Origin of the sequence: Corynebacterium provencense (genome assembly GCA_900049755.1) — a bacterium.
In the GTDB taxonomy this organism is placed as follows: domain Bacteria; phylum Actinomycetota; class Actinomycetes; order Mycobacteriales; family Mycobacteriaceae; genus Corynebacterium; species Corynebacterium neomassiliense.
In genome coordinates this window covers 50,787-76,477 of the sequence record LT160592.1, presented here as the reverse complement: position 1 = coordinate 76,477, position 25,691 = coordinate 50,787, and the positions used below count along the sequence as shown (strand labels likewise).

General features: G+C 67.0%; 25 protein-coding genes and 2 pseudogenes. 17 read left to right on the top strand and 10 right to left on the bottom strand.

Annotated features, from left to right (window positions below):
- The 10 genes and pseudogenes from BN3906_RS00385 to BN3906_RS00340 all read left to right on the top strand — a co-directional run.
- Positions 1-1,927: ribonuclease J (locus BN3906_RS00385; RefSeq protein ID WP_390620307.1), on the top strand; the 1,927-nt coding region annotated here is incomplete at its 5' end.
- A gap of 144 nt (positions 1,928-2,071) precedes the next feature.
- Entirely contained in the window at positions 2,072-2,695 is a 624-nt protein-coding gene (locus BN3906_RS00380; protein WP_066582888.1) for a TIGR03085 family metal-binding protein, read from the top strand.
- 67 nt (positions 2,696-2,762) lie between these two features.
- On the top strand, positions 2,763-3,074 hold the full coding sequence (locus tag BN3906_RS14870; RefSeq protein ID WP_066582886.1) for a hypothetical protein: 312 nt from the start codon (positions 2,763-2,765) through the stop codon (positions 3,072-3,074).
- Complete coding sequence (locus tag BN3906_RS00370; protein ID WP_066582884.1) at positions 3,016-4,473, top strand: DNA translocase FtsK 4TM domain-containing protein; 1,458 nt, start codon at positions 3,016-3,018, stop codon at positions 4,471-4,473. Before BN3906_RS14870 ends, BN3906_RS00370 begins: the two co-directional genes overlap by 59 nt.
- Before the next feature lie 56 nt (positions 4,474-4,529).
- Positions 4,530-6,131: pseudogene (locus BN3906_RS00365) on the top strand (DNA translocase FtsK); the annotation flags it as partial.
- A 302-nt stretch (positions 6,132-6,433) separates the two neighbouring features.
- Complete coding sequence (locus BN3906_RS00360; protein ID WP_066582883.1) at positions 6,434-7,471, top strand: TerC family protein; 1,038 nt, start codon at positions 6,434-6,436, stop codon at positions 7,469-7,471.
- Between the two features lie 77 nt (positions 7,472-7,548).
- Entirely contained in the window at positions 7,549-8,196 is a 648-nt protein-coding gene (gene pgsA / locus BN3906_RS00355) for a CDP-diacylglycerol--glycerol-3-phosphate 3-phosphatidyltransferase (protein WP_078057186.1), read from the top strand.
- Position 8,197: 1 nt separating this feature from the next.
- The gene (locus BN3906_RS00350) at positions 8,198-8,746 is read left to right on the top strand and encodes a CinA family protein (protein WP_066582882.1); all 549 of its coding nucleotides are present in this window, start codon (positions 8,198-8,200) and stop codon (positions 8,744-8,746) included.
- A 185-nt stretch (positions 8,747-8,931) separates the two neighbouring features.
- Complete coding sequence (locus BN3906_RS00345) at positions 8,932-9,372, top strand: helix-turn-helix domain-containing protein (RefSeq protein ID WP_066582881.1); 441 nt, start codon at positions 8,932-8,934, stop codon at positions 9,370-9,372.
- 55 nt (positions 9,373-9,427) lie between these two features.
- Positions 9,428-10,285: a PspA/IM30 family protein gene (locus BN3906_RS00340; protein WP_066582880.1), complete on the top strand. Its 858-nt coding sequence runs from the start codon at positions 9,428-9,430 to the stop codon at positions 10,283-10,285.
- Between the two features lie 77 nt (positions 10,286-10,362).
- Here the strand turns inward: BN3906_RS00340 and BN3906_RS00335 are convergent, their stop codons facing one another.
- Genes BN3906_RS00335 through BN3906_RS13910 form a run of 3 tightly spaced genes read right to left on the bottom strand, consistent with a single transcriptional unit; the run spans position 10,363 to position 12,489 of the window.
- The gene (locus BN3906_RS00335; protein WP_066582879.1) at positions 10,363-10,995 is read right to left on the bottom strand and encodes an energy-coupling factor transporter transmembrane component T family protein; all 633 of its coding nucleotides are present in this window, start codon (positions 10,993-10,995) and stop codon (positions 10,363-10,365) included.
- A complete protein-coding gene (locus tag BN3906_RS00330) occupies positions 10,992-11,738 on the bottom strand; it encodes an energy-coupling factor ABC transporter ATP-binding protein (protein ID WP_066582878.1) in 747 nt (248 codons plus the stop codon). Before BN3906_RS00330 ends, BN3906_RS00335 begins: the two co-directional genes overlap by 4 nt.
- Position 11,739: 1 nt before the next feature.
- A complete protein-coding gene (locus BN3906_RS13910) occupies positions 11,740-12,489 on the bottom strand; it encodes a biotin transporter BioY (protein ID WP_147592675.1) in 750 nt (249 codons plus the stop codon).
- Between the two features lie 105 nt (positions 12,490-12,594).
- Between BN3906_RS13910 and BN3906_RS00320 the strand changes: the two genes are divergently transcribed.
- From BN3906_RS00320 to BN3906_RS00310, 3 genes are all read left to right on the top strand, one after another.
- Positions 12,595-12,801 (top strand): DUF3046 domain-containing protein, encoded by a 207-nt coding sequence (locus tag BN3906_RS00320; protein ID WP_066582877.1) that lies wholly within the window; start codon positions 12,595-12,597, stop codon positions 12,799-12,801.
- Positions 12,802-12,978: 177 nt separating this feature from the next.
- Positions 12,979-14,112: a recombinase RecA gene (gene recA, locus BN3906_RS00315; RefSeq protein ID WP_066582875.1), complete on the top strand. Its 1,134-nt coding sequence runs from the start codon at positions 12,979-12,981 to the stop codon at positions 14,110-14,112.
- Positions 14,113-14,220: 108 nt separating this feature from the next.
- Entirely contained in the window at positions 14,221-14,814 is a 594-nt protein-coding gene (locus BN3906_RS00310; RefSeq protein WP_261796786.1) for a regulatory protein RecX, read from the top strand.
- A gap of 89 nt (positions 14,815-14,903) precedes the next feature.
- Here the strand turns inward: BN3906_RS00310 and BN3906_RS00305 are convergent, their stop codons facing one another.
- From BN3906_RS00305 to BN3906_RS00290, 4 genes are read right to left on the bottom strand one after another with little or no spacing between them, the layout of a single operon-like run.
- Positions 14,904-15,848, bottom strand: coding sequence for an amino acid ABC transporter permease (locus tag BN3906_RS00305; RefSeq protein ID WP_066585633.1), 945 nt, complete (start codon positions 15,846-15,848; stop codon positions 14,904-14,906).
- Positions 15,848-16,537: an amino acid ABC transporter permease gene (locus tag BN3906_RS00300; protein WP_066582873.1), complete on the bottom strand. Its 690-nt coding sequence runs from the start codon at positions 16,535-16,537 to the stop codon at positions 15,848-15,850. The genes BN3906_RS00305 and BN3906_RS00300 overlap by 1 nt, the downstream gene beginning before the upstream one ends.
- A gap of 20 nt (positions 16,538-16,557) precedes the next feature.
- A complete protein-coding gene (locus BN3906_RS00295; RefSeq protein ID WP_066582871.1) occupies positions 16,558-17,451 on the bottom strand; it encodes a glutamate ABC transporter substrate-binding protein in 894 nt (297 codons plus the stop codon).
- A gap of 11 nt (positions 17,452-17,462) precedes the next feature.
- Positions 17,463-18,191 (bottom strand): amino acid ABC transporter ATP-binding protein, encoded by a 729-nt coding sequence (locus BN3906_RS00290; protein WP_066585630.1) that lies wholly within the window; start codon positions 18,189-18,191, stop codon positions 17,463-17,465.
- 253 nt (positions 18,192-18,444) lie between these two features.
- Here BN3906_RS00290 and miaB point away from each other — a divergent pair.
- Together miaB and BN3906_RS00280 are read left to right on the top strand one after the other, a co-directional pair.
- Positions 18,445-20,024: pseudogene (miaB, locus tag BN3906_RS00285) on the top strand (tRNA (N6-isopentenyl adenosine(37)-C2)-methylthiotransferase MiaB).
- Entirely contained in the window at positions 20,017-20,874 is an 858-nt protein-coding gene (locus BN3906_RS00280) for an Rv2732c family membrane protein (protein WP_261796785.1), read from the top strand. Before miaB ends, BN3906_RS00280 begins: the two are co-directional and overlap by 8 nt.
- Positions 20,875-20,893: 19 nt before the next feature.
- Here the strand turns inward: BN3906_RS00280 and BN3906_RS00275 are convergent, their stop codons facing one another.
- A complete protein-coding gene (locus BN3906_RS00275) occupies positions 20,894-22,207 on the bottom strand; it encodes a DUF349 domain-containing protein (RefSeq protein ID WP_066585627.1) in 1,314 nt (437 codons plus the stop codon).
- Positions 22,208-22,388: 181 nt separating this feature from the next.
- Here BN3906_RS00275 and miaA point away from each other — a divergent pair, with 181 nt between their 5' ends.
- Positions 22,389-23,420 carry a tRNA (adenosine(37)-N6)-dimethylallyltransferase MiaA gene (gene miaA, locus BN3906_RS00270; RefSeq protein WP_078056987.1) on the top strand — a complete coding sequence of 344 codons (1,032 nt, stop codon included), beginning with the start codon at positions 22,389-22,391 and terminating at the stop codon, positions 23,418-23,420.
- A 33-nt stretch (positions 23,421-23,453) separates the two neighbouring features.
- The gene (dapF, locus tag BN3906_RS00265) at positions 23,454-24,329 is read left to right on the top strand and encodes a diaminopimelate epimerase (RefSeq protein ID WP_066582867.1); all 876 of its coding nucleotides are present in this window, start codon (positions 23,454-23,456) and stop codon (positions 24,327-24,329) included.
- A gap of 6 nt (positions 24,330-24,335) precedes the next feature.
- On the opposite strand, the gene BN3906_RS00260 is transcribed toward dapF, so the two are convergent.
- Complete coding sequence (locus BN3906_RS00260; protein ID WP_227871229.1) at positions 24,336-24,842, bottom strand: hypothetical protein; 507 nt, start codon at positions 24,840-24,842, stop codon at positions 24,336-24,338.
- Positions 24,835-25,623, bottom strand: coding sequence for a hypothetical protein (locus BN3906_RS00255; RefSeq protein WP_066582864.1), 789 nt, complete (start codon positions 25,621-25,623; stop codon positions 24,835-24,837). Before BN3906_RS00255 ends, BN3906_RS00260 begins: the two co-directional genes overlap by 8 nt.
- Positions 25,624-25,691: the final 68 nt, after the last annotated feature.

Here is a 25,691-nt window from a genome sequence, read left to right as displayed (position 1 = left end):
AAACAGGTCCCGCCGCTCCCGCGGCGGCAGGGGCGGCCGCTCCCAGGGCAGCCACCAGAACCAGAACGACGGCGGTGGGCGGGGCCACGGCCGTAACGGCGGCTCCTCCGGTTCCCGTGAGGGCAACCGTGCAGGCCGCGGAGGTGCCGGTGACCGGCGCCGCAACGCCGTGCAGACCATGCAGGGCGCGGACCTGACCCAGCGTCTGCCGGCGCCTCCGAAGGCACCCAGGGACGGGCTGCGTCTCGTCGCGCTCGGCGGCATCTCGGAGATCGGCCGCAACATGACCGTCTTCGAGTACCACGAACGACTGCTGATCATCGACTGTGGTGTTCTCTTCCCGTCTTCCGGCGAACCGGGGGTGGACCTGATCCTCCCCGACTTCTCCTACCTCGAGGGAAAGTGGGACCGGGTGGAGGCTCTGGTCGTCACCCACGGCCACGAGGACCACATCGGGGCGATCCCGTGGCTGCTCAAGCAGCGTGCGGACATTCCGATCATCGCGTCGCGCTTCACCTGTGCGCTGATCGCCGCGAAGTGCCAGGAGCACAGGCAGCGTCCTAAGCTCATCCAGGTCGACGAGAACTCCCACGAGAACCGGGGGCCCTTCGACATCCGTTTCTTCAACGTGGGCCACTCCATCCCCGAGTGCCTCGGTATCGCGCTGAAGACCCCGGCCGGTCTGCTGGTGCACACCGGTGACATCAAGCTGGACCAGACTCCGGCCGACGGTCGTCCGACCGACCTGCCGGCACTGTCCCGTTTCGGGGACGAGGGCATCGACCTGTTCCTCTGCGACTCCACCAACGCCACTATCCCGGGTGTCTCCTCGTCGGAGGCGGGTATCGCCCCGACACTGGAGCGGCTCATCGGCGAAGCCAAGCAGCGTGTTCTCGTGGCGTCCTTCGCCTCGAACGTGTCACGAGTCCAGATGGCCGTCAACGCGGCGGTCAAGGCGGGCCGCAAGGTGGCCTTCAACGGCCGTTCGATGATCCGGAACATGGAGATCGCCGAGAGGCTCGGTCTCCTCACCGCCCCGCGCGGCACCATCGTCTCGATGGACGAGGCGGCGCGCCTGGCCCCGCACAAGGTGCTGCTGGTCACCACCGGTACCCAGGGTGAGCCCATGGCGGCCCTGTCCCGGATGGCGCGGCGCGAGCACCGGCAGATCACCGTCCGCCCGGGTGACCTGATCATCCTGTCCTCGTCGCTGGTTCCCGGCAATGAGGAGGCGGTGTTCGGTGTGATCAACATGCTGGCCCAGATCGGTGCAACGGTCATCACCAACAAGGACGCCAACGTCCACACCTCCGGTCACGGTTACTCCGGGGAACTGCTTTTCCTCTACAACGCGGCCCGTCCGCGCAATGCGATGCCGGTCCACGGCGAGTGGCGTCACCTGCGGGCCAACCGTCAGCTGGCCATCTCCACCGGTGTGAACCCGGACAACACCGTCCTGGCGCAGAACGGTGTGGTCGTCGACCTCGTCGACGGTCAGGCCAAGGTTGTCGGGCAGATTCCCGTCGGCAACCTGTACGTCGACGGTGTCACCATGGGTGATGTCGGAGCCGAGGAGATCGAGGACCGTACCGCGATGTCCGAAGGTGGCCTGATCTCTGTGACGGTCGTCATCGACAACCGCAGCGGACGGCCCCTGGAGGATCCCCAGGTCGTGGCCAAGGGCTTCTCCGACGATTCGAAGTCGATGATGAAGCAGGTCGCGGAGGTCGTGGACAACACGATGCTCGACCTGGCGGGTCAGGGTGAGAACGATCCGTACCGGATGGCCCAGGCACTTCGGCGCAAGGTCGCCAGGTTCGTCAAGGACAAGTGGAAGCGCGAGCCGCTGATCGTTCCGACGATCGTCCCGATGACCAGTGAGGTCGTCGAGGAACTCGAGCCGGAGGACCACGCTCCGTCCCTGTAGGGAGGAGGCGGCGGGCCTGCAGGCGGGCTCCCTGTCTGCGGTACTGCCGCAGGGTACGGCCGTGGTCCGGTGACCGTCAGTTGGGGGCCGGACGGTCACGGAAACGGCCCGGTCCGTCGGGGTAGACGCGTAGCATCGGGAAGCATGAGTTTCTCCCGAGATGAGCGTGTCGCCCTGGCGGACCTTCTGCTGTCGGTGGGGCCGGACGCCCCCACGTTGTGTGAGGGGTGGTCGACCCGGGACCTTGTGGTGCACCTGGTTCTCAGGGAGTACCGTCCGGACGCCGCCGCCGGCATGTTCTTCTCCCCGGTGGAGGGCCGGCTGCGGTCGGTGACACGCAGTTACCGGGAGCTGCCCTATCCGGAGCTGGTGGAACGGTACCGTGGTGGGCCGCCACCCTGGAACCCCATGCGGTTGCTCGACCCGGTGGTCAACTTCACCGAGAATTTCATCCATCACGAGGATGTCCGCCGTGGGGGAGGGGAGTGGTCGCTGCGTGATCTCGACGCGGGGGAGAGGGACGCACTGTGGAAGGCTGTCCGGCTTTCGGCCCGGGGTTTCATCGTCCCCTCGGGTCCTGCCGTGCGTTTCGGACGCACTGACGGGCCGGCTGGCGCGGTGGAGGAGTTGACGGTCGGCAGCGGTGGTCCGCAGGTTGGTGTCACTGGTCCTGCCTCGGAGCTTCTCCTGTGGATATTCGGCAGGGACAAGGCCTGTGACGTGACAGTGACAGGTCCTGTCGAGCGGGTGGTCAGGCGCAGTCTGTGACTCATGTGATTTGAGTGACGCGTGTTGCAACTGTTGAAGAGGTGTCAGTCGGGTTAGACTCGCTGTCATGCCTACGACCAGTCGCACCAGAACCTCTCCCTCCCGGAATTCCGGAGGCAGGGCGAGCTCGTCACGGCCGGCCCGACGCACCCCCGGATACGACACCAGCGACTACGAACGCACCTCCGGCGCCTTCCGCGTCGTCGGCTCCTCGCTGGGGTCACTGATGGGCGGGGCAGCCCGCGGAGTCGGAGGTTTCGTCAGGAAGATCTCCCTGCAGGGGTCACCCGACGATGACCTCCTGCTCGACAGAGGTGACGGTGCGCAGCAGTCGCAGGGGCACGACCGGACCGGCCGGCGTACGCGCCCGGGGGCGTGACCGTGACCGGGCGGCACAGGCACAGGGAGCCGGTTCCCCGGACAGGGCCGGTGGCGGTGCAGCCGGCACCCACCGCGTCGGCGGAGGGTACGACGGTCCGGCCCTCGCAGCCGTGGCACTGACTGTCGTCCTCGCCGCAGCCCTCTGGTTCGGTGTGGGCGGTTCCGTCGGCTCCGCGGTCGCCTTCGCTCTGACATGGCTCATCGGCGCCGGGGCACACCTGGTGCCCGTCCTCACCGCAGGCTCGGCCTGGGTCCTCATGGTCGGGGTCCGGACCACTCAGCGCTCCCACACCCGTCTCGGGATCGGTCTGGCACTGGTCGTCCTCGGCGTCCTCGGCATCTTCCACATCCTCGCAGGACAGCCGGAGACCGTCGACGGGCGCGCCAGGGCCGGCGGCATGCTCGGTAACCTTGTCGGTACGCCGGCCGCTGTCGGGTTCAGCCCCTTCCTCGCGGTGCCGCTGCTGCTGCTCGTCGTGGTGTACGGGGCCCTGCAGTTGTCGGGCATGACCGTGGCAGAACTGGTCGGCGGACTGACCCGCTGGCTCGGGGTCACCTTCCCGCGCCGGCGTCGCGACCGCCGGCGCTTCGCCGACGGTGACGCAGGCTACGGCGACCACCCGGATGACACGGCGGGCCCGGTGGACTCCGGCAGCACCCGTCGGGGAGAGTACCGGGAGGAGTACGGGGCAGACCACGGTGAGGGATACGGCGACGGCTACGGTGAAAGCCACGGCGACGCAGACCCGGAGTTCTCACCGGTCCACCGTTCCTCCGCCCCTTCACACCGGTGGGACCGTGCCGTGTCGCGCCGACTGCCGCGTCCCGGGCACTCAGGGGATGCCGGTGCACGACGCGCGGACCGTACCCCCGCGGACAACTATCCGGTGGAACAGTCTCCGGACCGTGGACAGCTGTCCTTCCAGGTTTCCCGGGACCGGGGGGAGGCAGTGCAGGCTGACTCCGATCCCGTTGACGGTTCTGCGGGTGCCTCCGGGTTCCCGGTACCGGACTCTGATCCGGCGGGTTACGACGACTACGGTACCGAGGACCTCGGTCCCGCCGTGGTCCCGACGCGGACAGTGGAGCCGGTGCGACCCGCCGCCGACGGCGCAGTCCACCCTGGCGCGCAGTCGGGCCGTCAGGCGCAGACCCCCGGACAGGGTTCGCGGAACACACGCGACGGCGGGGCACCGGAGGCCGCGGCCGCTGCCCGTCCTTCCGCCTCCCTCGTCGCCCAGAAGAGGGTGGAACGCCCCCCCTACGGGGAAACCCCCCCCTTTACCCCCCCGTTCTTTTACCCACACCTAGATGTGTATAAGCCCGTCCTTCCGCTGCGATGGAGGGGGCCCGCCGCCGTATCGCGGCCCGTTCCGGTGCCGCCGAAACGGCTGTGAAGGGCCCCGCCCCGGAGAAGGCCCCGGTGGTGCTCGCGGAACGTCACTCGGACAGTGACTATGAACTGCCCTCCGCCGACCTGCTCATCCCGGGGGAAGCTCCGACGCTCCACAGCGCCGCCAACGACCACATGATCGACGCAATCACCGAAGTCTTCACGGAGTTCAAGGTCGACGCCCACGTCACCGGGTTCTCCCGTGGTCCGACGGTGACCCGTTACGAGGTCGAACTCGGCCCAGGCGTCAAGGTGTCGAAAATCACGAACCTCCAGTCCAATATCGCCTACGCCGCGGCCACCGACAATGTTCGTCTGCTGACGCCGATCCCCGGCAAGTCCGCCGTCGGTATCGAGGTCCCGAACCTTGACCGGGAGATGGTCCGCCTCGGTGACGTCCTCCACGCCCCGCAGGTGGCCCAGGACCCGGACCCGATGCTCATCGGTCTGGGCAAGGACATCGAGGGAGAGTTCGTCGCCCACTCGATCCAGAAGATGCCGCACCTGCTTGTCGCCGGTTCCACCGGTTCGGGTAAGTCCGCGTTCGTCAACTCCCTGCTCGTCTCACTGCTGACCCGGGCCACTCCCGAGGAGGTGCGGCTCATCCTCGTCGACCCGAAGATGGTGGAACTGACCCCCTACGAGGGAATCCCGCACCTTATCACCCCGATCATCACCCAGCCGAAGAAGGCGGCGTCCGCGCTGACCTGGCTGGTCGAGGAGATGGAACAGCGGTACATGGACATGAAGTCTGCCCGGGTCCGTCACATCAAGGACTTCAACCGGAAAGTGCTTTCCGGAGAGTTTGAGACGCCCCCCGGCTCTGAGCGGGAGTACCGCCCCTACCCGTACATCGTCTGTGTCGTCGACGAGCTCGCCGACCTGATGATGACCGCCCCGAAGGAGATCGAGGACGCGATCGTCCGGATCACCCAGAAGGCCCGCGCCGCCGGCATCCACCTGGTGCTCGCCACCCAGAGGCCCTCGGTCGACGTGGTCACCGGTCTGATCAAGACCAACGTTCCCTCGCGTCTCGCGTTCGCGACCTCGTCGCTGACGGACTCCCGTGTGATCCTGGACCAGGGTGGTGCAGAGAAGCTCATCGGCATGGGCGACGGTCTGTTCATCCCCCAGGGCGCCAACAAGCCCCGCCGTCTGCAGGGAGCCTTCGTCACTGACGAGGAGGTCCAAGCTGTCGTCGAGGCGGCGAAGGAGCAGGCTGAGCCGGAGTACACCGACGGAGTCACCGAGGACCGGAGCGTGGAGGCGAAGAAGGAGATCGACGCCGACATCGGAGACGACCTCGACGACCTCCTGCAGGCTGTGGAACTCGTGGTGAGCAGTCAGTTCGGTTCAACGTCCATGCTGCAGCGCAAACTGCGCATCGGGTTCGCGCGCGCAGGCCGGCTCATGGACCTCATGGAGAGCCGTGGGGTGGTCGGCCCGTCCGAGGGTTCCAAGGCCCGCGAGGTGCTGGTGAAGCCGGAGGAACTGGAGACCATCCTGTGGATGATCAGGGGAGCCGACCCCGCCGACGCGCCCAAGGAGCTGCTCGACGACGCAGGTTCGGGAGATGAAGGGGCGGAGGACGCCGCGGCGTCCGGGGATCCCGCGACGAAGATCGTCAGCGCCGACCCCAGGACCAGCGGCGGAGCGTTCTGACGTCACCTCAGGCCCGCCAGGGTGCCGCTCCGCGTCCCATGAAGGCCGCCCGGTCCGGGTCCCGTGAGTGCACCGTTGTGCCGTCGTCGGGTTGATCCTCTGCTACACTCGGCCCCTGTCATGGAGGGGAGTACCCCACTCACGGCACCGATCGTCAACACGGTGGAAAGCGTCCCCCGCTCCGTAGCGGGGAGACACAGCCGCCCGGTCGTGCCGGCCACAGCATCCACCGTCAGGGTCGGGCTCTGTGGTGGGGGAGACCTCCGGTCACCGTCTCATCGCGACCGGAGGATAGTTCCGTCATGGAAGTAAATGCCCTCACCTGGGCCATCACCATTGCAGTGATCGCCGGGTTCTTTGTCTTCGACTTCTACTCCCACGTGCGTAAACCGCACGCCCCCTCGATGAAGGAGTCCGGGTTCTGGACCCTCTTCTACGTCGTCCTCTCCATTGCCTTCGGTATCTTCCTCTGGCTGACGTGGGGTGAGCCGGGTGATCCGCACGCCCACGGCATGGAGTTCTTCTCCGGCTATGTCACGGAGAAGGCGCTGAGCGTCGACAATCTCTTCGTCTTTGCCCTGCTCATGGGTGCGTTCAAGATTCCGCCGCAGTACCAGCAGAAGGTGCTGCTCATCGGTATCGCACTGTCGCTGGTCTTCCGTGGTGTCTTCATCGCCCTCGGTGCGGCGGTCATTGAAGCCTGGTCCGACGTGTTCTACCTCTTCGGTATCTTCCTGCTCTGGATCGCGCTGAAGACCGTCCTCGACGAGGTCCGGGACAAGCCCGAGACGGACCCGAACGACATGAGGATCATCCGGTTCATCCGCAAGGTGATTCCGGTCACCGAAGGGTACAACTCGGACAAGCTGGTGGTCCGTCACGCCGGCAAGATCGCACTGACCCCCCTGTTCGTGTGTCTCATCGCCATCGGTGCGACCGACCTGATGTTCGCCCTGGACTCGATCCCCGCCATCTACGGCATCACCCAGGAGCCTTATATCGTGTTCACCGCCAACGCCCTGTCCCTGCTGGGTCTGCGGCAGATGTACTTCCTCCTCGGCGGCCTCCTCGAACGCCTCGTCTACCTTCCCTACGGTCTGGGCGTCATCCTCGCGTTCATCGGCGTCAAGATGGTCCTCCACGCCCTCCACGAGAACAATCTGCCCTTCGTCAACGGCGGCGAGGGTGTGCACGGAGCCCCGGAGATCACCACCGTCACCTCACTGATCGTGATCGTGGGTGTGCTGGTGGTCACGGTGGTGGCCAGCCTCATCAAGTCCCGTGGTACGCAGCCGGCCCGGCCGGAGCGGCACGTCCTCGAAGGTGCAGACAACAACTGACCGACAACTGACCCGGCCCCGACCCGGCGTGACCCTCGGGGAACGCCCCCGGGGGGAGTGCGGGTAAAGTGGGTTTCGTGCAGGAGACAGAGCGACAGGCCCATCACGGCGGGAGACCCACCCGGACGAGGCACCGGTCCACCGTCGGGAAAGCCGTGTACCGCTACAACGTGCCCAATGTGCTCACCACGTTCCGGATTCTGCTCATCCCGGTGTTCGTCTGGCTCCTGGTCGCCGCCGGCCCCGTCAGCGGAGACGGGGACCGTCACCTCGACACGGCACTGAGGTGGTGGTCGCTGGTGGCTTTCTGTCTCCTGATGGGCACCGACCAGCTGGACGGGTTCCTCGCCCGCCGTTACGAGGTGATCACCGACTACGGCAAGCTCGCCGACCCGGTCGCGGACAAGGCCCTGATGATCTCCGCGATGGTCACCCTCAACATCCTCGGCGACCTGTGGTGGTGGGTCACCGTCGTCATCGTGGTCCGGGAACTCGGCATCACGGTCTGGCGGATGGTGCTGGCGCGTCGGGGGAAAGTGGTCCCGGCATCGAAGGGCGGCAAGCTCAAGACCGTCCTGCAGACCCTGGCTGTCGCTCTCGTCATCGCCCCGTTGCCGGTCTGGACCGACTGGATCACTGTCCCCCTGATTCTGCTGGCCGTCGTCGTCACCGTCGTGACCGGCGTGCAGTACCTCCTGGATTCGCGGAACCGTCCGGCGGCCTGAGATGGCGGTACAGGAGCAGTCGGCCGTCGTCGCAGAGGACCTGGTGCTGCGGTGCACCCGCCTCGGGCTCACCGTGGCCACTGCGGAGTCGCTCACCGCAGGTCTGTTGGCAGCCACGGTCGCCAGCGTCCCGGGTGCGTCCCTGGTGCTCCGTGGAGGCCTGATTGTCTACGCCACGGATCTCAAGCAGTCTCTGGCCGGGGTGGACCCCGGTCTCCTGGCTCAGCGGGGTCCGGTTGACCCGGATGTCGCCGGTCAGCTGGCTGAAGGCGCGGCGACGCAGTGCGGGGCCGATGTCGGGGTGGGGGTGACCGGTGTCGCCGGCCCGGATCCGCAGGACGGCCATCCGGTCGGCGAGGTCTGGATCGCGGTGTGGTCCCGGGTTCTCGACGACGGTGTCCCCCGGGTGACCGCGCTTGACGGACAGTGGCGGAAGTACGCCGGCCGGGCGTCCTCCCGTGAGCTCAGGTCCGCGGTCCGGTGGTACACGGTGCTGCGCGCCCTTGAGGCTCTTGTGCAGGCGGTCGGTGACATCGACGGTCGTTCCTGACAGTGACTGCCGGCGGACGGTCACCGGGGAGAGGGTCGACCGGCCGGACGGGCCGGACCGGGTGGAGAGCATGGACATTGCGGCAGGGGCGGACGCCACACACCTGTGTGCTCCGTGCTGCGGTCTCCCGGCGGACTGGTAGTATCGCGGGAACATAATCGCTCCATCGTCCGTTGGGGGTTGTGATGGCAAACCACACGACACTACTCGAGCCCAGGCGTCCGGAACTGAGGTCCGGAGCCACCACCCACCACGTCACCACCGTCGCGGCACCGCGCCGGCCTGTCACCGGCGCTGCTCCGGAAGTGAACCCCGCTGTGGCCCCTGCAGTGACCGAGCCGCTGCTGCGGGAGGCCCTGGGGACCACACTCCGGGCCTTCCGTGAAGACTCCCGCCGGACCCTCCGTGACCTTGCGGTCGCCGCCAGCGTCAGCCCCGGGTATCTCTCGGAACTGGAGCGCGGCAGAAAAGAGGTCTCCTCCGAGCTGCTGGCGAGCATCTGCCACGCTCTCGGTGTGCAGGTCTCCACGGTGATCCTCGAGGCCGCGGAGATGATGGCCTTCGATGTCGCGGCCGCCGAGCTGGCCGCGGGTATGGACAGCAACCGCACCGACCGGGTGCACTGATATACTCTGCCCGTTGTGACCTGTGAGTATTCCCCCGAAGGAGACGTAGTAACCGATGGCTAACCCGTTCACCAAGGCCTGGAAGTACCTCATGGCCCTGTTCGACTCGAAGATCGAGGAGAACGCCGATCCCAAGGTGCAGATCGAACAGGCCATCCAGGAGGCCCAGAACCAGCACCGGGCCCTGTCCCAGCAGGCCGCGGCGGTGATCGGGAATCAGCGTCAGATCGAGATGAAGCTGAACCGTCAGCTTGCGGACGTGGAGAAGCTTCAGGCCAACACGAAGCAGGCACTGACACTCGCGGACAAGGCGAGGGCCGCAGGTGACGCGCAGAAGGCGACCGAGTACGAGAACGCCGCTGAAGCTTTCGCCGCCCAGCTGGTCACCGCCGAGCAGTCCGTCGAGGATCTCAAGACCCTCCACGACCAGGCTCTGCAGCAGGCCGCCCAGGCCAAGAAGGCCGTCGAACGCAACGCCATGCAGCTCCAGCAGAAGGCGGCGGAGCGTACGAAGCTGCTCAGCCAGCTGGAGCAGGCCAAGATGCAGGAGAAGGTCGCTGAGTCGCTTCAGACGATGGACCGGGTCGCCGGGGGAGACACCCCCAACCTCGACCAGGTCCGGGAGAAGATCGAACGTCGTTACGCCAACGCCCTCGGTCAGGCGGAGCTCGCGCAGAACTCCGTGCAGGGACGTATGGCGGAGGTCGAGCAGGCCGGAGTCCAGATGGCCGGACATTCCAGGCTGGAACAGCTGCGCGCCGAGATGAACTCCTCGTCCGGAACCCCCGGTGCTGTAGGCGGCGCAGACCGTCAGGCGATCGGCCAGGCCCAGTCCGATCCCGCCCAGCCCACGGCGCAGAACGTCAGCGCGGACGCCGTGGCCGAGCGGATGCGCCAGCTGCGGGGCGAGTGAGACTACCCGGGCCGAACCGGCCCGGTCGTTGAACAGACCTGCCGGTGCAGTTCAGGAGGGATGGACGCCGGGGAAGATCAGTCGGCGGCACCTCGGGCCCTCAGGGCGTCCGCCACACCCCTGGCCCTCAGGATGGTCCGGACGATGACCGGCACACCGAAGGCGACGGGGGAGAACGCCGCCGACCGGGATCCCCGCGCCTTCCTGGCGTCCAGGACTTCACCGACCATCTGGACCTGCAGGGGTATCAGCCGGAGAGTCAGTGTGAGTGCCAGACTGATCTGGTCCACGGGCACGCCGACGCGGGCGAGCGGGGCGAGGACACGGTCGAAGGTCCCGAGCATGGCGGTGACCCGCGTGGTGAGGGTGACGAGGACGGCAGCGGACACCGATGCCGCGAGGACGAGTACGGTGGTCGCAGCCTCCGCGCCGGAACTGCGCCACCACAGCAGCAGACCTACCGCGGCCAGTACCGGCAGTACCCCGGACATCTGACGCACCAGGATGCGCGCCGGAATTCCCGCGACAACTGTCGCCGCCACCGCCACGGCGGCCAGACATCCTGCGGCGACAGGCCAGGAGTCCACCAGCACTGCCGTGGCGATGAGGTAGACCGTGAGCACCGCGATCTTCACCCCGGGTGGTGTCCTGTGGACCGGGCTGTCCCCGGGGACGTAGAGCCCGAGCGGCACGCGTGAGGGGCTGATCACCGGTTCCCGACCTCCCGCGCCCGGATGTCCATCCGGGCGGTGTAGGCGGCGATGACATCGGAGGGGGCGCCGTCGTCGATGACACGACCGTCGTCGATGCACAGGGTGCGGTCAGCGTCGGCGGCGAGTTCCAGATCGTGCGTGACCACGATGAGCTGCTGGGGAAGCGCCCGGAACTTCTCGCGGAGCCGGTTCCGGTTCACCAGGTCGAGCAGCCCGGTAGGTTCGTCGGCGACGATTACGGCGGGCCGCAACGCGGTGACGGACGCCAGTGCGAGCATCTGCTTCTCTCCTCCGGACAACAGGTGTGGTGACTGTTCCTCTTTTCCGGAGAGGCCGACGTCGGCCAGAGCATCGGAGACCGCCTGTCTGGTTGCGTTCCGGTCAAGTCCGGTACCCCGCAGTGAGAAGGCAATGTCTTCGGCGACTGTGGGCATGATGATCTGGTTGTCGGGGTCGGAGAAGAGGAATCCCACTTTCCGACGGACCTGCCTGCCCCTGCGTGCCACGTCGAGACCGTCGACGGTGACACGTCCTGTGGTTGCCGTCGTGAGACCGTTGATGAGCCTGATGAAGGTGGATTTCCCGGACCCGTTCGCCCCGATGATGCTGATGCGGCGTTCGGCCAGGGTGCAGGTCACCGGGTGGAGCAGGACGGTGTCGTCGACGGTGACTCCGGCGGCGGAGAACGTCACTGGCTCTCTGAGAGCGGGAGGGGACGGCACAGCGGGGGAGTTGTCCATCTCAGACGGCCGGGGCGGTGTCGGCGGTGGCGTCCTCCCGGCTCTCCGTCCGGGCGGACCGGGGTCGACGGCCACGGTCGAGGTCCGGGACGGCACGCAGAACAGCGGTGGACACCAGGGCGGCGACGACGGTCTTGGCGATGTCCCCTGGGAGGAAGGCACCGTTGGAGACGAAAGCTGACCAGAAGTCGACGTCTGTACGCAGGGTGAGGCCGACGGCACCGCAGAAGTAGGAGATCGCCACACCGACGGCGCCGGCGGCGGTGAACCACGCGAGATTTGTGGACGGGGGTCGAGGGGTGTGCTCTTCCGCTCTCCGGGTCATCGAGGAGGCTGTGGGGCCTGTCTCTAACACCCATCTAGAAGTGTAAAAGAGACAGAGCCGGACACCCGCGGGGCGCCGGGGCGCGAGGTCGCACAGGGCACCGACGACGAAGCCGATGACGGCGTAGCCGACGATGTAGCCCACAGTGGGTCCTGCCACGGCGGTGAGGGCGGGGGTCCACCCCGCCATGTTCGGGACGCCGAGGAATCCGACGGCGAGGAAGAGGAGAACGGCCAGCCCGCCGCGCCGCCGGCCGAGGATCATTCCGGCCATGGCCACGCCCATGTTCTGCAGGACGATGGGTACACCTGCACTGCCGACCGGGACGGTGACGCCGCCGAGCACGATGATCAGGGCCGCGAAGGCTGCGATGACCGCGATATCCGCGGCTCCGATACGCCGGGAGGGAGCTTGTGTTCTTGACATGCAGAGCAGTGTAACCCGGGTCTTGTACACCGTTCAAGTATCCGCGACCGCGCCGGTCCGGGACATGCGGTCCGCCTGCCGGTCCCTCTCTGTTAGCGTGGGGGTATGCGTCGTACGGAATTCGACCGGTTGGTCACCGGGGAGTTCGGGGACTCCTTCGGTTCCTGGATCGCCCGGTCACACGTCCTCCCCGGCCTCGGGGACACTCCGGCCCGGCTCATGGAACACGGGCATGACCTCCGCGAGGTGTGGTGGGCGCTGTGCGAGGACTTCGATGTCCCGGAGGAGAGGCGTCTCGGCGACGACGACTGACGAAGGTGTGACATTCGAACAGGAGTTCGTGTAATGTCGGTACCGGTCCGGGGACGTCGGTAGAACCGGAGTGAACCACGACGGGCTCCACGGAGTCTGGAGAAGGTGGGCCAGGCCCGACCGGGCAGACCCGGGGTCGTCCTCACGGTCCGTGCCCCCACACACTGAAGGAGAAACATGGCTGCAAAGAAGAAGAGTCCGGGTGGCACGGGCGCCGACAGGCAGAAGGCTCTCGATCTGGCGATGGCGCAGATAGAGAAGGACTTCGGCAAGGGTGCCGTGATGCGCCTCGGTGATGATGAGCGACCGCCGATCCAGGTCATCTCCTCCGGTAACATCGCGATCAACGTGGCCCTGGGGATCGGGGGATTCCCGCGGGGAAGGATCGTCGAGATCTACGGTCCGGAATCGTCCGGCAAGACCACGGTCGCGCTTCACGCCATCGCTGAAGCACAGCGTGCCGGTGGCATCGCTGCGTTCATCGACGCCGAACACGCGCTCGACCCGGAGTATGCCCGCAAGCTCGGAGTCGACACGGACAATCTGCTGGTCTCCCAGCCGGACACGGGTGAACAGGCCCTCGAGATCGCTGACATGCTGGTGCGTTCCGGGGCCATCGCGATCATCGTGGTGGACTCTGTCGCCGCACTGACACCGAAGGCTGAGATCGAGGGCGACATGGGAGACAGCCACGTCGGTCTCCAGGCGCGGTTGATGAGCCAGGCGCTGCGGAAGATGACGGGTGCCCTCAACCAGACCGGCACCACCGCCATCTTCATCAACCAGCTGCGTGAGAAGATCGGTGTGATGTTCGGTTCCCCGGAGACGACGACCGGTGGCAAGGCACTCAAGTTCTACGCCTCGGTCCGGTGTGATGTCCGGCGGATCCAGACCCTGAAGGACGGTCAGGACGCCGTGGGTAACCGTACGAAGATGAAGATCGTGAAGAACAAGGTCTCGCCGCCGTTCAAGATCGCCGAGTTCGACATCCTCTACGGCGAAGGGATCTCCCGCGAGGGCTCCATCATCGATCTCGGCGTGGAGAACGGCCTGGTGAAGAAATCAGGTTCCTGGTACACGTACAAAGGTGACCAGCTGGGGCAGGGCAAGGAGAAGGCGCGCGAGTTCCTCAAGGAGAATCCGGATCTTTCCGCTGAACTCGAGGACGGGATCATGAGGGCGCTGAAGGTCGGCCCCTATGCGGGAACCACGGATGATCCGGACGTGCCCCAGGATGTACCGGGTCTCGATCCTTCCGAGGACGAGCCGATCAACGTCGTTCCGACTTTCGACGACGAGGACGACGACTAGAAGGGGGACGACCTCACCGTGGAGAAGGGGAACGACGGGAGAGGAAGCGCAGTCGGGGGGAGTACCGGCCCCGCTGCAGGCTCCGGGACCGGTCCCGACCCGGAACTGGTGAGTCGCCTACGAGAAGCGGTGGCGGCCGTGGGCCGTGGTGCCCCGTTGGTGGACACCGGTCTGGAGAAGAGGCTGGCACCGTTGGTGTCCAAAGCCAACCGACTGATCAGTCACCGTGACAGGTCGGAGGCGGAACTGAGGGACCGGCTCACGGACGCACTGGAACCGGGGGAGGATCCGCGACTTGTCGACACCGTGATCCGCCGCTGTCTCGACAATGGGATGCTCGATGACCGTCGTTTCGCAACCGAGTGGGTTCGCCAACGCGCGCACACCCGCCAGCGGTCGATCGCGGTGTTACGTCGGGAGCTGAGGGACAAAGGGGTGTCCTCCACGGTCATCGAGGAGGCACTGGGGCAGATCACTGTCGACGACCAACGGGAAATCCTCCACGCGCTCGTAGGAAAGAAGGCGGCGACGATCAGGACAGTACCCGCAGACAGAGCGGACTACGACAGGATGCTGCGACGCATTGTAGGAGTCGCGGCACGGCGGGGTTTCCCGCAGGGGGAGAGCCTCACTGCGGCCCGGTCCGCGCTCGACTCGCGGATCCGTGAGCTGCGCGGCCAGGACAGGAACAACGGACAGTGAGCTCACGGGGTGCGGACCAGACAGAGGCGTGGAGCTGACGGGACACGGACCCCACGCGCGAACGCGGGGTCCTTACCGGTGACCTGCCCCTACTCGGAGGTGTTTCGCAGGTCCTTGTGGGCAGGGTCGTGCCAGTCGACGAAAGCTTCGTCCTTGGTCTCGATGCCCTGGTGCGCGTGCTGGTGGGGAACTTTCGCGATCGGGTTACGCCGCGCCCGTCCCGCACGAAGCTGCTGCTCGATACGTTCGGCGAGTTTCGTGAGACCGAAGTTGATCAGGATCATGATCGCCGCGATGACGAGCAGCGAGGGAAGCATCGCCCCGTAGTACTCTCCGAGTTGGCGGCCGGACCGGACGACCTCGACGAACCCGATCATGTAGCCGAGTGCGGAGTCCTTCAGTGCGATGACCATCTGGGAGATGATCGCGGGCATCATCGCAGCCACCGCCTGCGGCAGCAGGATCTTCGTCATCGTCTGACCCCAGGTCAGTCCGAGCGAGTAGGCGGCCTCCGACTGACCCTTCGGCAGCGAACCGATTCCGGAGCGCAGAGTCTCGGCGATGACGGACCCGTTGTACATGGTCAGCCCGAACACCACGGCGGCGAAACCGAGCTGTGAGGACGGGAACAGCCCCCACTCGCCGAAGACGGTGTAGGCGAAGAGCATGAGAACCAGGACCGGAATGGCCCTGAACACCTCGACGATCACCGAACAGACCGCACGGACAGACCGGTGAGTGGACAACCGTCCGATTCCGAGCACGGCACCGACGATGAGAGCGAAGATGATGGAGAGAACGGCGGCCTTCACAGTCGCCCACAGCCCCGGGATGATGTACGTCGTCCAGGAGCTGCCCTTGAGGAAGATGTCCCACTTGTCGCCGTCCAGCTGCCCCTTGTTGCCGAGGGCCCACAGTACGGCGGCGAGCAGTGCGACCAGGACCACCGACACGACCGCGGTGAGAATCCGGTTGACCCGGACTGCGCGGGGCCCCGGAGCGTCATAGAGAACTGTTGCGCGGGTGGTTGACATCAGCGCTTCACCGCCCATCGTTTGCCCGCCCAGCCGAAGATGAGTCCGGTGGGCAGGGTGAGAATCATGAACCCGGCAGCGATGATCGCGAAGATCCAGAGGATGTCGCTGGCGTAGTTCTCGGTCATGGTCTTCATCAGCAGTGACGCCTCCGACACGCCGATCACCGAAGCGATGGTGGTGTTCTTCGTCAGCGCGATAAGTGTGTTGCCCAGCGGGACAATAGATCCCCGCACCGCCTGGGGGAGGATCACGTAGCGGAAGTTCTGCATGAAAGTCAGCCCCAGCGAACGGGCCGCCTCGGCCTGCCCGAAAGGAATTGTGTTGATGCCGGAGCGCAGAGATTCCGCCACGAAGGTCGAGGTGTAGGCCACGAACGCCAGCACAGCCAGACGGAAGTTCTGCTGTTCGATGAACTTCGGGCTCGAATTGTTGGCGAGCAGGAGGTTCAGGTTGTAGTAGAGGCCCAGCGAGACGATCAGGATGATCAGCGTCAGCGGGGTGTTACGGACGACGTTGATGTACACGGTCGCGACCGTGCGCAGGATGCCGACGGGGCATACCCGCATCGCAGTGAGGACTGTGCCGAGAATCAGCGCCCCGACCGCGGAAACCACCGTGAGTTTGATGGTCATCCAGAACACCGGCCACAGCTGAGGGGCCATCTCCGCCCATAGTTCGGAATTCATTGTTTACGTCACCTCCCTTTCTATTTCGAGTCCACGAAGGAGAGATCGCCGATATCCGGCCGGGTACCCGGATCGAAGTCCCCGCCGAGGTTCCTGTCGACGATCCGGCGGAACTCACCGGAGTTCCACATCTCGGAGAGCGCCTCGTTCACGGCGTCCTTGTCCGCACCGTCCCCCTTGGGGATGCCGATGCCGTAGTTCTCGTCGGTCCAGTAGGATCCGTCGGGGTTCTTCAGTTCCACGACCTTGAAGTCGTCTCCGTACCGTTCCCGGTAGCGGTGGGCGAATCCGGCCAGGATCGTGGCGTCGGTGGTCAGGGCGTCAACCACTCCCTGCTTCACACCCTCGGCGCAGGCGGCGTAGGTGTCGAACTCCTGCAGCTGGACTTTCGGCAGTGCCTCCTTGACTTTCTGGGCGGGGGTCGAGCCCGAGACCGAGCACAGCCGGGTACCGTCGGCGAGGTCTTCCAGGCCGTTGATCCCGGTGTCCCCTCTGACCAGCAGTGCCTGGTGGGTGACCAGGTACGGGCCGCCGAAGTCGACCGCCTTGAGCCTGCCGGCGTTGATCGAGTAGGTGGCGGCGATCATGTTGACTTCGCCGTTGTTGATCAGGGTCTCACGCTGGGACGAGGGTGTCTCGCGCCAGGTGATCTCGGGTTCGTCCCAGCCGTTCTTCTCGGCGATGTAGTTCACGACGTACCTGGAGACGTCGGTGTCGACGCCCACGTACTGCTTGTCCGGGGTCCGTTCCCCCAGGCCGGGCTGGTCGAACTTCGTGCCGAGGGTGACATGTCCGTCACGGATGTCGTCGAGGAGGGAACGGGGTTCCGAGGATCCGCAGGACGCCAGTCCCACCGCCGAAGCGGCGACGATGACAGCGGCCGCGATCCTGCGCAGAGCCGGATGGGTAGCCATGTGCACTCCTCCTAGTGGCCGAGGATCTTCGCGAGGAAGTCCCGGGCACGGTCGCTCTCCGGATCGGAGAAGAACTTCGCGGGCGTGGTGTCCTCGACGATGGCACCGTCAGCGAGGAAGAGCACCCGGTCGGCGACCTTCCGCGCGAATCCCATCTCGTGGGTGACGCACACCATCGTCATGCCGTCCCGGGCCAGTGACGCCATGACGTCGAGGACCTCGTTGATCATTTCGGGGTCCAGGGCAGAGGTCGGCTCGTCGAAGAGCATGACCTTCGGCTTCATCGCCAGGGACCGGGCGATGGCCACGCGCTGCTGCTGGCCACCTGAGAGCTGGGCGGGGTACTTGTCCGCCTGGGCCTCGATGCCCACCCGGGTGAGCAGCTCCCTGGCGTGCTTCTCGGCGTCCCGGCGGGACTCACCCCGGACCTTCATCGGTGCGAGGGTGACATTGTCCAGGATCGTCATGTGGCTGAAGAGGTTGAACTGCTGGAAGCACATGCCGACCTCGGAGCGCAGCTGGGCGAGCTGCCGACCTTCCTCGGGCAGCAGTACTCCGTCGATGTAGATCTCGCCTTCGTCGATGGTCTCGAGGCGGTTGATGGTCCGGCAGAGTGTCGATTTCCCGGATCCCGAGGGTCCGAGGAGAACGACGACCTGTCCCGCAGGGATGTCGAGGTTGATGTCCTTGAGGGCATGGTAGTCACCGAAGTACTTGTTCACCCCGGCCAGCCGGATCATGCTGTGGGCATTCTCTGTTGCTGTCATAGGTGTAGTTTACCGACGGCCTTCTGACATGTGATGCAACCCATCAGTTTTAACGAGTGTGAAACACCATGCAGGGTCCGTCGTTGCCGTTCGGACCGCGGCTCGACCTGCACTAGGATGGCTGGTCGTGGTTGACTACCAGAACACTTCGACGCCGGTGACGCCGGCGGAACCGGCGGCAGGTTCGCGCCCGAGAACCTACGAGGTCCGGACCTTCGGCTGCCAGATGAACGTGCACGATTCCGAGCGGCTGTCCGGACTGCTGGAGGACAGCGGCTATGTCCCGCTGACCGCCGCCCGCAACGTGGACCGCCCGGACCGGACGGAGGCGGGGCAGCCGGGGAGGGCGCCGCGCACCCGGTCGGTGACGGTACCCCGGACGTCATCGTCTTCAACACCTGTGCGGTCAGGGAGAACGCCGACAACCGGCTCTACGGGACCCTCGGTCAGCTCAGGAAAGTCAAGGACGCCCATCCGGGAATGCAGATCGCCGTGGGCGGCTGCATGGCACAGAAGGACAAGGAGGCGGTGGTCTCCCGCGCTCCGTGGGTCGACGTCGTCTTCGGCACCCACAACATGGGCTCACTTCCGGCCCTGCTGGCCCGCAGCGCCCACAACCGGCGTGCCGAGGTCGAGATCGCCGACTCACTCGAGCAGTTCCCCTCCGTGCTGCCCGCCAAACGGGAGTCCGCCTACGCGGGATGGGTGAGTGTGTCGGTGGGGTGCAACAACACCTGCACCTTCTGCATTGTTCCCTCGTTGCGGGGCAGGGAACAGGACCGCCGCCCCGGCGACATCCTCGCCGAGGTCCGGGCCCTCGTCGACCAGGGCGTGACAGAGGTGACCCTGCTGGGGCAGAACGTCAACGCCTACGGTGTGCACTTCTCCGACCCGTCGATGGAGCGTGACCGAAGTGCCTTCTCCCGGCTGCTGCGCGCCTGCGGAGAAATCGACGGCCTGGAACGGCTGCGCTTCACCAGCCCCCACCCCGCGGAGTTCACCGACGACGTCATCGACGCGATGGCGGAGACTCCTGTGGTCTGCCCCCAGCTCCACATGCCACTGCAGTCAGGTTCGGACCGGGTGCTGAAGGCGATGAGGCGTTCCTACCGGACCCGCAGGTTCCTCGGGATCCTGGAAAAGGTCCGGCAGAGACTCCCGGACGCCTCGATCACCACCGACATCATTGTCGGGTTCCCCGGAGAAACCGAGGAGGACTTCCAGGACACTCTCCGGGTGGTCGAGGAAGCGCGTTTCACCAGTGCCTACACTTTCCAGTACTCCCCGCGGCCCGGGACACCTGCAGCAGAGCTTGACGCGCAGGTGCCCAAGGCGGTGGTGCAGGACCGGTACGAGAGGCTGATCTCCCTCCAGGAACGTATCAGTGCCGAGGAGAACGCCGCCCAGATCGGACGGACCGTCGAACTGCTGGTGCAGGAGGGCGGCGGACGCAAGAACGACCGCACGAAGCGGATGAGCGGAAGGGCCAGGGACGGACGCCTGGTGCACTTCACCCCGACGGGCGGTGACGGTCGGATACGCCCCGGAGATGTGGTGGAGGTGACGGTCACCGGCTCGGCACCCCACTTCCTCACCGCTGACGGTGGCGTCCTGACCCACCGCCGCACCCGGGCCGGTGACATGTCCGAGGCCGGCCGTACACCGACCACCGCCCCGGTGGGGGTGGGACTGGGGTTGCCGCGCATCGGCGCGCCGGCCGCCGTGCCGGTCGGGCAGTCGGCCGGACAGGGTAGCGTCGGGGACATGTGCTGTTCAGGGTCTGAAGGAGGGTGCGGTTGTGAGTGACGTGGAGAAACTGTCCGTCGAGGAGCGGCAGCGACGCCGTGATGAGGCGGTCGCTGCCAGGGTCGACAGTCTCACCGAGGCCGCCGGCGGAGACCTCGCCAAGGCGGAACGGCAGGCTGCGGGCACCATCGTGCTGGGGTCGGCTACCGCTCCACTGTTCTTCGGCGTGGTGCTCGTTCTCGTCGCCCTGTTTCTTCCCCACTCGGGGCAGGTACGCGGATTCGACGTGCTGCTGTTCTCCGACCGTTCCGACGAGTTCCTCACGACAATGCCGGAGCGGGTCTTCGTGTGGCTCTACTTCGTCGGAGGGCTTCTGCTGGCACCGGCGACCGCGATATCGAGATCCTCTCTGGTGGCCTGGGTCAACTGGGTGATCTGCGGGGTGGGCACCTTCTACTGCTTCCTCGCGGTGGGCATGCGTAACTCCCGCGGGCCGGAGGAACCGGGCTCGGGCCCGTCGGTGGGCATGTTCCTGGCAGGTCTGGGAATGTTCGTCATCGTCGTGGCACTGTCGACCCGCCTGTTCCGCCGGACTGCCGTCCAGGCGGCGTTCAACGCCCGGCGTCGGCGGGAGGCGGACCGGGACGAGAAGTCGAAGGCGGCACAGCAGGTGCTGAGGGTCGGACAGCCTCCGGTCCCGGCCGACCGTCTGGTCGACGACCGGCGGAAGAGGGCGGCGGTCAGGCGGCAACGCCGCGCGGCTGCCGCCGGGGACAGCGGGGAAAGGCTCAGGCGGCAACGCCGCGCGGCTGCCGCCGGGGACAGCGGGGAAAGGCGCGACAGCGGGGAGGACAGGAAGGGGGACGCCGCGGCGCCTGCCGGAGGTGAGCCGGGAGTTGACCCGGCCTGACGCCGTCCGCGCCCGTGTGTCAGTCTGAGACTGCCGCGGCGGCGGCGTCCGCCCACTCTGACCACTGGTCGGCCTGAGTCCGCAGTTCTGCTGCCCTGGCGGTCTTCCCCGCCTTCTCCGCGGCGTCGGCGTCCGCGGCGAACTCCTCGGCCTTCCTGCGGAACTGACCGACCCGGGCGAGGGCCTCGGGATCCGTGGCCCGCCACTGCCGGTCGACGTAGTCGGAGACGCGGGCCTCAATCTCTGCGATCTTGCCGTCGAACTCCGCGATCCTGTCACGGGGCACGAAACCGGTCGCGTCCCACCTGTCCTGCAGTTCACGGAGCAGGGCCCGTGCCCGGTCGAGACCGGTGGCCGGGTCGATCCGCGGGGAATACTCGTCCAGCAGTGCCTGTCTGATGCGGGCGTTCTCCTCGAACTCGGCGTCCTTCTCTGCCCTGTCAGCGTCCCTGGCGCCGAAGAACCTGTCCTGGGCAGTCCGGAAGCGCTCCCACAGCCGGTCGTCGTCGGCCCGGCGCGCACGGCCGGCGGCTTTCCACTCGGCCATGAGATCCCGGTAGGCGCGCGAGGTTTCCGCCCAGTCGGTCGAATCCTGGAGTGCTTCGGCGCGGGCGACGAGGTCTTCCTTGACCCTGCGGACCCGGTCCCGGTTCCTGTCCAGTTCCGCGAAGTGTGCGCTGCGTCGTTCGTGGAAACCGTCACGGGCGTCGCGGAACCGGTCCCACAGTGCGTCATCGGTGGCACTGTCCGTGCGCGGCAGCGACTTCCACTCGTCGAGCACGGTGTGGATCCGGTCGCCCGCAGCCTTCCAGTCGGGATTGTCGCCGGTGCCGAGCGCGGTGACTTCAGCGACCAGCTCTTCCTTACGCTGTGCCGCGGATTCCCGGCGGACCTGCTCGTCGACCGTGTTCCGCTCGGCGGTGGCGTCCGCACGTGAGATGAACTCGTCCAGGCCGGCCGCCAGACTGTCGAGGTCGCCGACCACGGCCGCGGTGGACAGGCTCTCCCTGACGGCACGGGCGTCCGCGGCGAGACGGTCGGCCTCTTCCGGGTGGGACGCCAGGCGCGCCTCCAGGAGCTGCACGTCGGCGAGGAGGTCGTCAAAGCGACGGGCGAAGTGCGCGAGGCCCTCCGAGGGCGTGCCCGCCTGCCATTCCCCGACCTTTCGTTCGCCGTCGGAGGTGCGGACCCAGACTGCGCCGGTGTCGTCGATCCTGCCGAACCTGCCGGGGTCGGTGGAACCGGGACGTCCGGAGGGACGTGCGGTGACCCGGCGACCGGCGCCCGGCATGGCCCCGGGAGTCGGTCGTGCTCCGGGTTTGGGTGCGTTCATGGTGAGAGCCTCCACAGTTCTGGGAAGTGGACCGACGGACGGGGCCTGCGGCAACGGGGGAGGCCCGGGGCCGCAGGCCCCGTCCGGGAATCCACGGGACAACCGTCATTATGTCAGAGGGGGATACGACCCCGGTGCCCCGGTTCCGGTCCACGGCGGGACTGTTTGTACAGTCGGGGGCATGTCCGGGCCTCTCCACGAACCAGCGTCCCCAGCAGTCGAGGCGACCGACGGCGTCCAGGTACCACCGGCCGGGGCAGTGCCCGCAGGGTCCGCCGCAGAGTCACACGGGGGCCCCCGGCCCGTGGTGGTCACCGGTCCCACCGGCAGCGGAAAGACCGCTGCCGCGCTGGACCTGGCCGGGTACTACGACGGTGAGATCGTGAACATCGACTCCATGCAGCTCTACCGGGGCATGGACATCGGGACAGCGAAGCTGCCCGTCGACCGGCGCCGGGGCATCCCCCACCACCTCTTCGACGTTCTCGAGGTGACGCAGACGGCGTCGGTCGCAGCCTACCGGGACGCCGCCGTCGAGGTGGTGGAGGATATTCGGCGGCGGGGCCGTACCCCTGTCATTGTCGGCGGGTCGATGATGTACGTGCAGGCACTGCTCGACGACTGGAACCTGCCTCCCACTGATCCGGTGGTGCGCGCGAAGTGGGAGAGGGAACTGGAACGTGTCGGCGTGGAGGCGTTGCACGACGAGCTTGCCCGGAGGGACCCTGCCGCTGCGGAGGTCATCGAGAGGAAGGACCCGCGGCGCACCGTGCGGGCGTTGGAGGTCATCGAACTGACGGGTAGGCCGTTCGCGGCGTCCCAGCCTGCCAGGAGCAGGCCACCGAGGTGGAATGCCCTGCTGCTCGGGATGAGGGCGGACGCGGACTGGCTCAACCCGCGTCTGGAGGCGCGTGTCCGGACGATGGTGGAGGACGGCCTGCTCGACGAGGTCCGGCATCTGGTCGACCGGGGACTGCACCGCGAATCCACGGCGGGGAAGGCGATCGGATACTCCCAGATGCTCAGCCACCTCGCAGGGGAGCTCACCTTCGACGAGGCGGTGGACGCCACGGTCACCGGGACGCGACGCTACGCCCGCCGCCAGCGGGCATGGTTCCGACGTGACCCGCGCATCCTGTGGATTGACGCGTCCGGACCTGACCCGGTCGGACAGGCCAGGCTGAGGGTGGAACAGGCGGGGATCCCCGGATGAGCTGCCGGTGCCGGGCGACGTAGGATCGACGCCATGGGTGCACTCGACTTCATCAAAGGCCACGGCACGGGCAACGACTTCGTCATCGTCCCCGACCCCGGGGTGGCCGTCGATCTCACGGCCGATCTGGTCCGCGGTCTGGCGGACCGGCACCGTGGGATCGGGGGCGACGGGGTGATCCGGGTGGCGACCACCGGTGCACTGTTGGACGCCGGTGTCATCGACGCCGTGCCCGACGGGGTCAGCCGCGAGGACTGGTTCATGGACTACCGCAACGCCGACGGTTCGGTCGCCGAGATGTGCGGGAACGGCGTCCGTGTGTTCGGCCATGTGCTCGCCGACCTGGGACTGACCCAGGCGGACCGGACAGTGATAGGAACTCGCGCGGGGCGACGGGAACTGCAGCTGCATGATGTCCGGGGGTCAGCGGCCGACGTGAGCGTGGACATGGGGGCACCGGTCGTCCTCGGGGAGTCTACGGCGACCCTGGCGGGGGTGGAGTACCGGGGCACGGGCGTGGACATGGGTAATCCACATCTGGCCTGCGTCGTCGCGGGGCTCACCCCCGGCCGGCTGGCCTCGCTCCCGGTCGGGGACATGCCGGAGTGGGACGCCGGGTTCTTCCCGGACGGGGTCAACCTGGAGCTGGTGACCCCGCTGTCCGGTGACGAGGTGCACATGCGGGTCCACGAACGGGGGGTGGGGGAGACCCTGTCCTGCGGTACAGGGACGGTTGCGGCGGCGGTTGCGGCGCTGCACGATGCCGGACGTCGAGAGGGACAGGTCACCGTCCACGTCCCCGGCGGGGAGGTCAGGGTGACCGTCTCTCCGGAGGGATCGGAGCTTCGGGGGCCGTCACGACTGCTGTTCCGCGGCACTGTGGAGACGACGGACCTGCCGTTCCACTGATACGGGTCAGCCGACGTCGGCGATGCCGGTGTCCCTCCGGGCCCGGGACCACAGGGCGGCGAGGCGGTCCGCCTGGTGGTCAGCCTCCCTGAGTACGGCGGTCAGGGAGGAGACCGAGGTCGCCTGCTGCACCCGTGCGGGCAGCCCGTGGAGGAACTCCTCGGCCGACTTCACGGCATCGTGGAACCGCTGCACGCTCTCCACCCCGCAGTCCCTGTCCAGCAGACAGGGACGGTGCAGCACCCTGTCGCGGACATGCTCAGGGGCCCTGGAGAGGTGGAAGTCATGCCACTGTCCGAGGATCCGTGAGATGTCGGTGGCGGAATGCCCGATGGAGTTCCGCAGCGACTCGAGTTCCCGCTCCGAGTCCCTGCGGAACAGCAGGAAAGCCAGGAAGGCTCCGAGAGTCACCGACAGCAGGATCCCCTGGTAACCGTAGTTGTTGATGAGCAGCAGCATTCCGGCCGCCGCGCCCACGACCACCGGAACAACGGGGACACGCCTTCTAGCCACACGACCCTCCGCAGCCTCCACCGCAACCGTCTCCGCATCCTCCCCCGCAGGTGACAGGGTCGACGGTGGTGAGGGTGAACTGCACGTCACCGGACAGGACAGTGCCTGCGGGCGGAGCATCCTGTGCGGTGGACCCCCGGTCCGCAGGTACCACCACGGTGAAGTCGAACGGTGCGGAGACCGTGCACACCCAGAACGGCTGTCCGGTCAGGGCGGTGGTCCGCAGCTCGGAGCCGGTGATCTCGACGGTCACCCTGGCCCCGGCGTGGGGGGCGACGGCACCCGAACTGAGGTCGGAGGCCCCGGTCGAGTCCACCTGTCCGACAGTGAGGATACCGGCACGGACCGCCTCGTCACGTGTCCGGTACACACCGACCCGGGCAGCCAGAGCGGTGAGCTGGACCTGCCGGTAGCGCAGCTCACCCTCCTCGGCGAGCATCGGCCCCTGGGCGACAGTGGCGGTCACGGTCGACAGCACGGGAGCTTCCCGGGCACTGATCTGCAGGACGGGACTGTCCGCCACGACATCGACCAGCCCTATGATGTCGTTGACCATCGACAGATGCGAGGTGGCTGTGACGCCACCGCTGAAGCTGGCGAATGAACCGTAGGGGGGCGTAGCCAGGATCACCAGGCGGGCTCCGCTCGGGTCGTCGTACTGGAGGACCTGACCGTCACGGACTTCGCCGGTGACCCGCAGCGCACCGGTGCCGTAAGCGGCCTCCAGGGCATCCTGCCAGCGGGCGAAGTCCATCCCCACACTTCTGAGTTCCGGAATCATGCAGCATATAGTAACCCCCCCTACGCCCGCCCGGGGAGTCCGCATCCGGTGCCGGGGCGTCGGAGCTG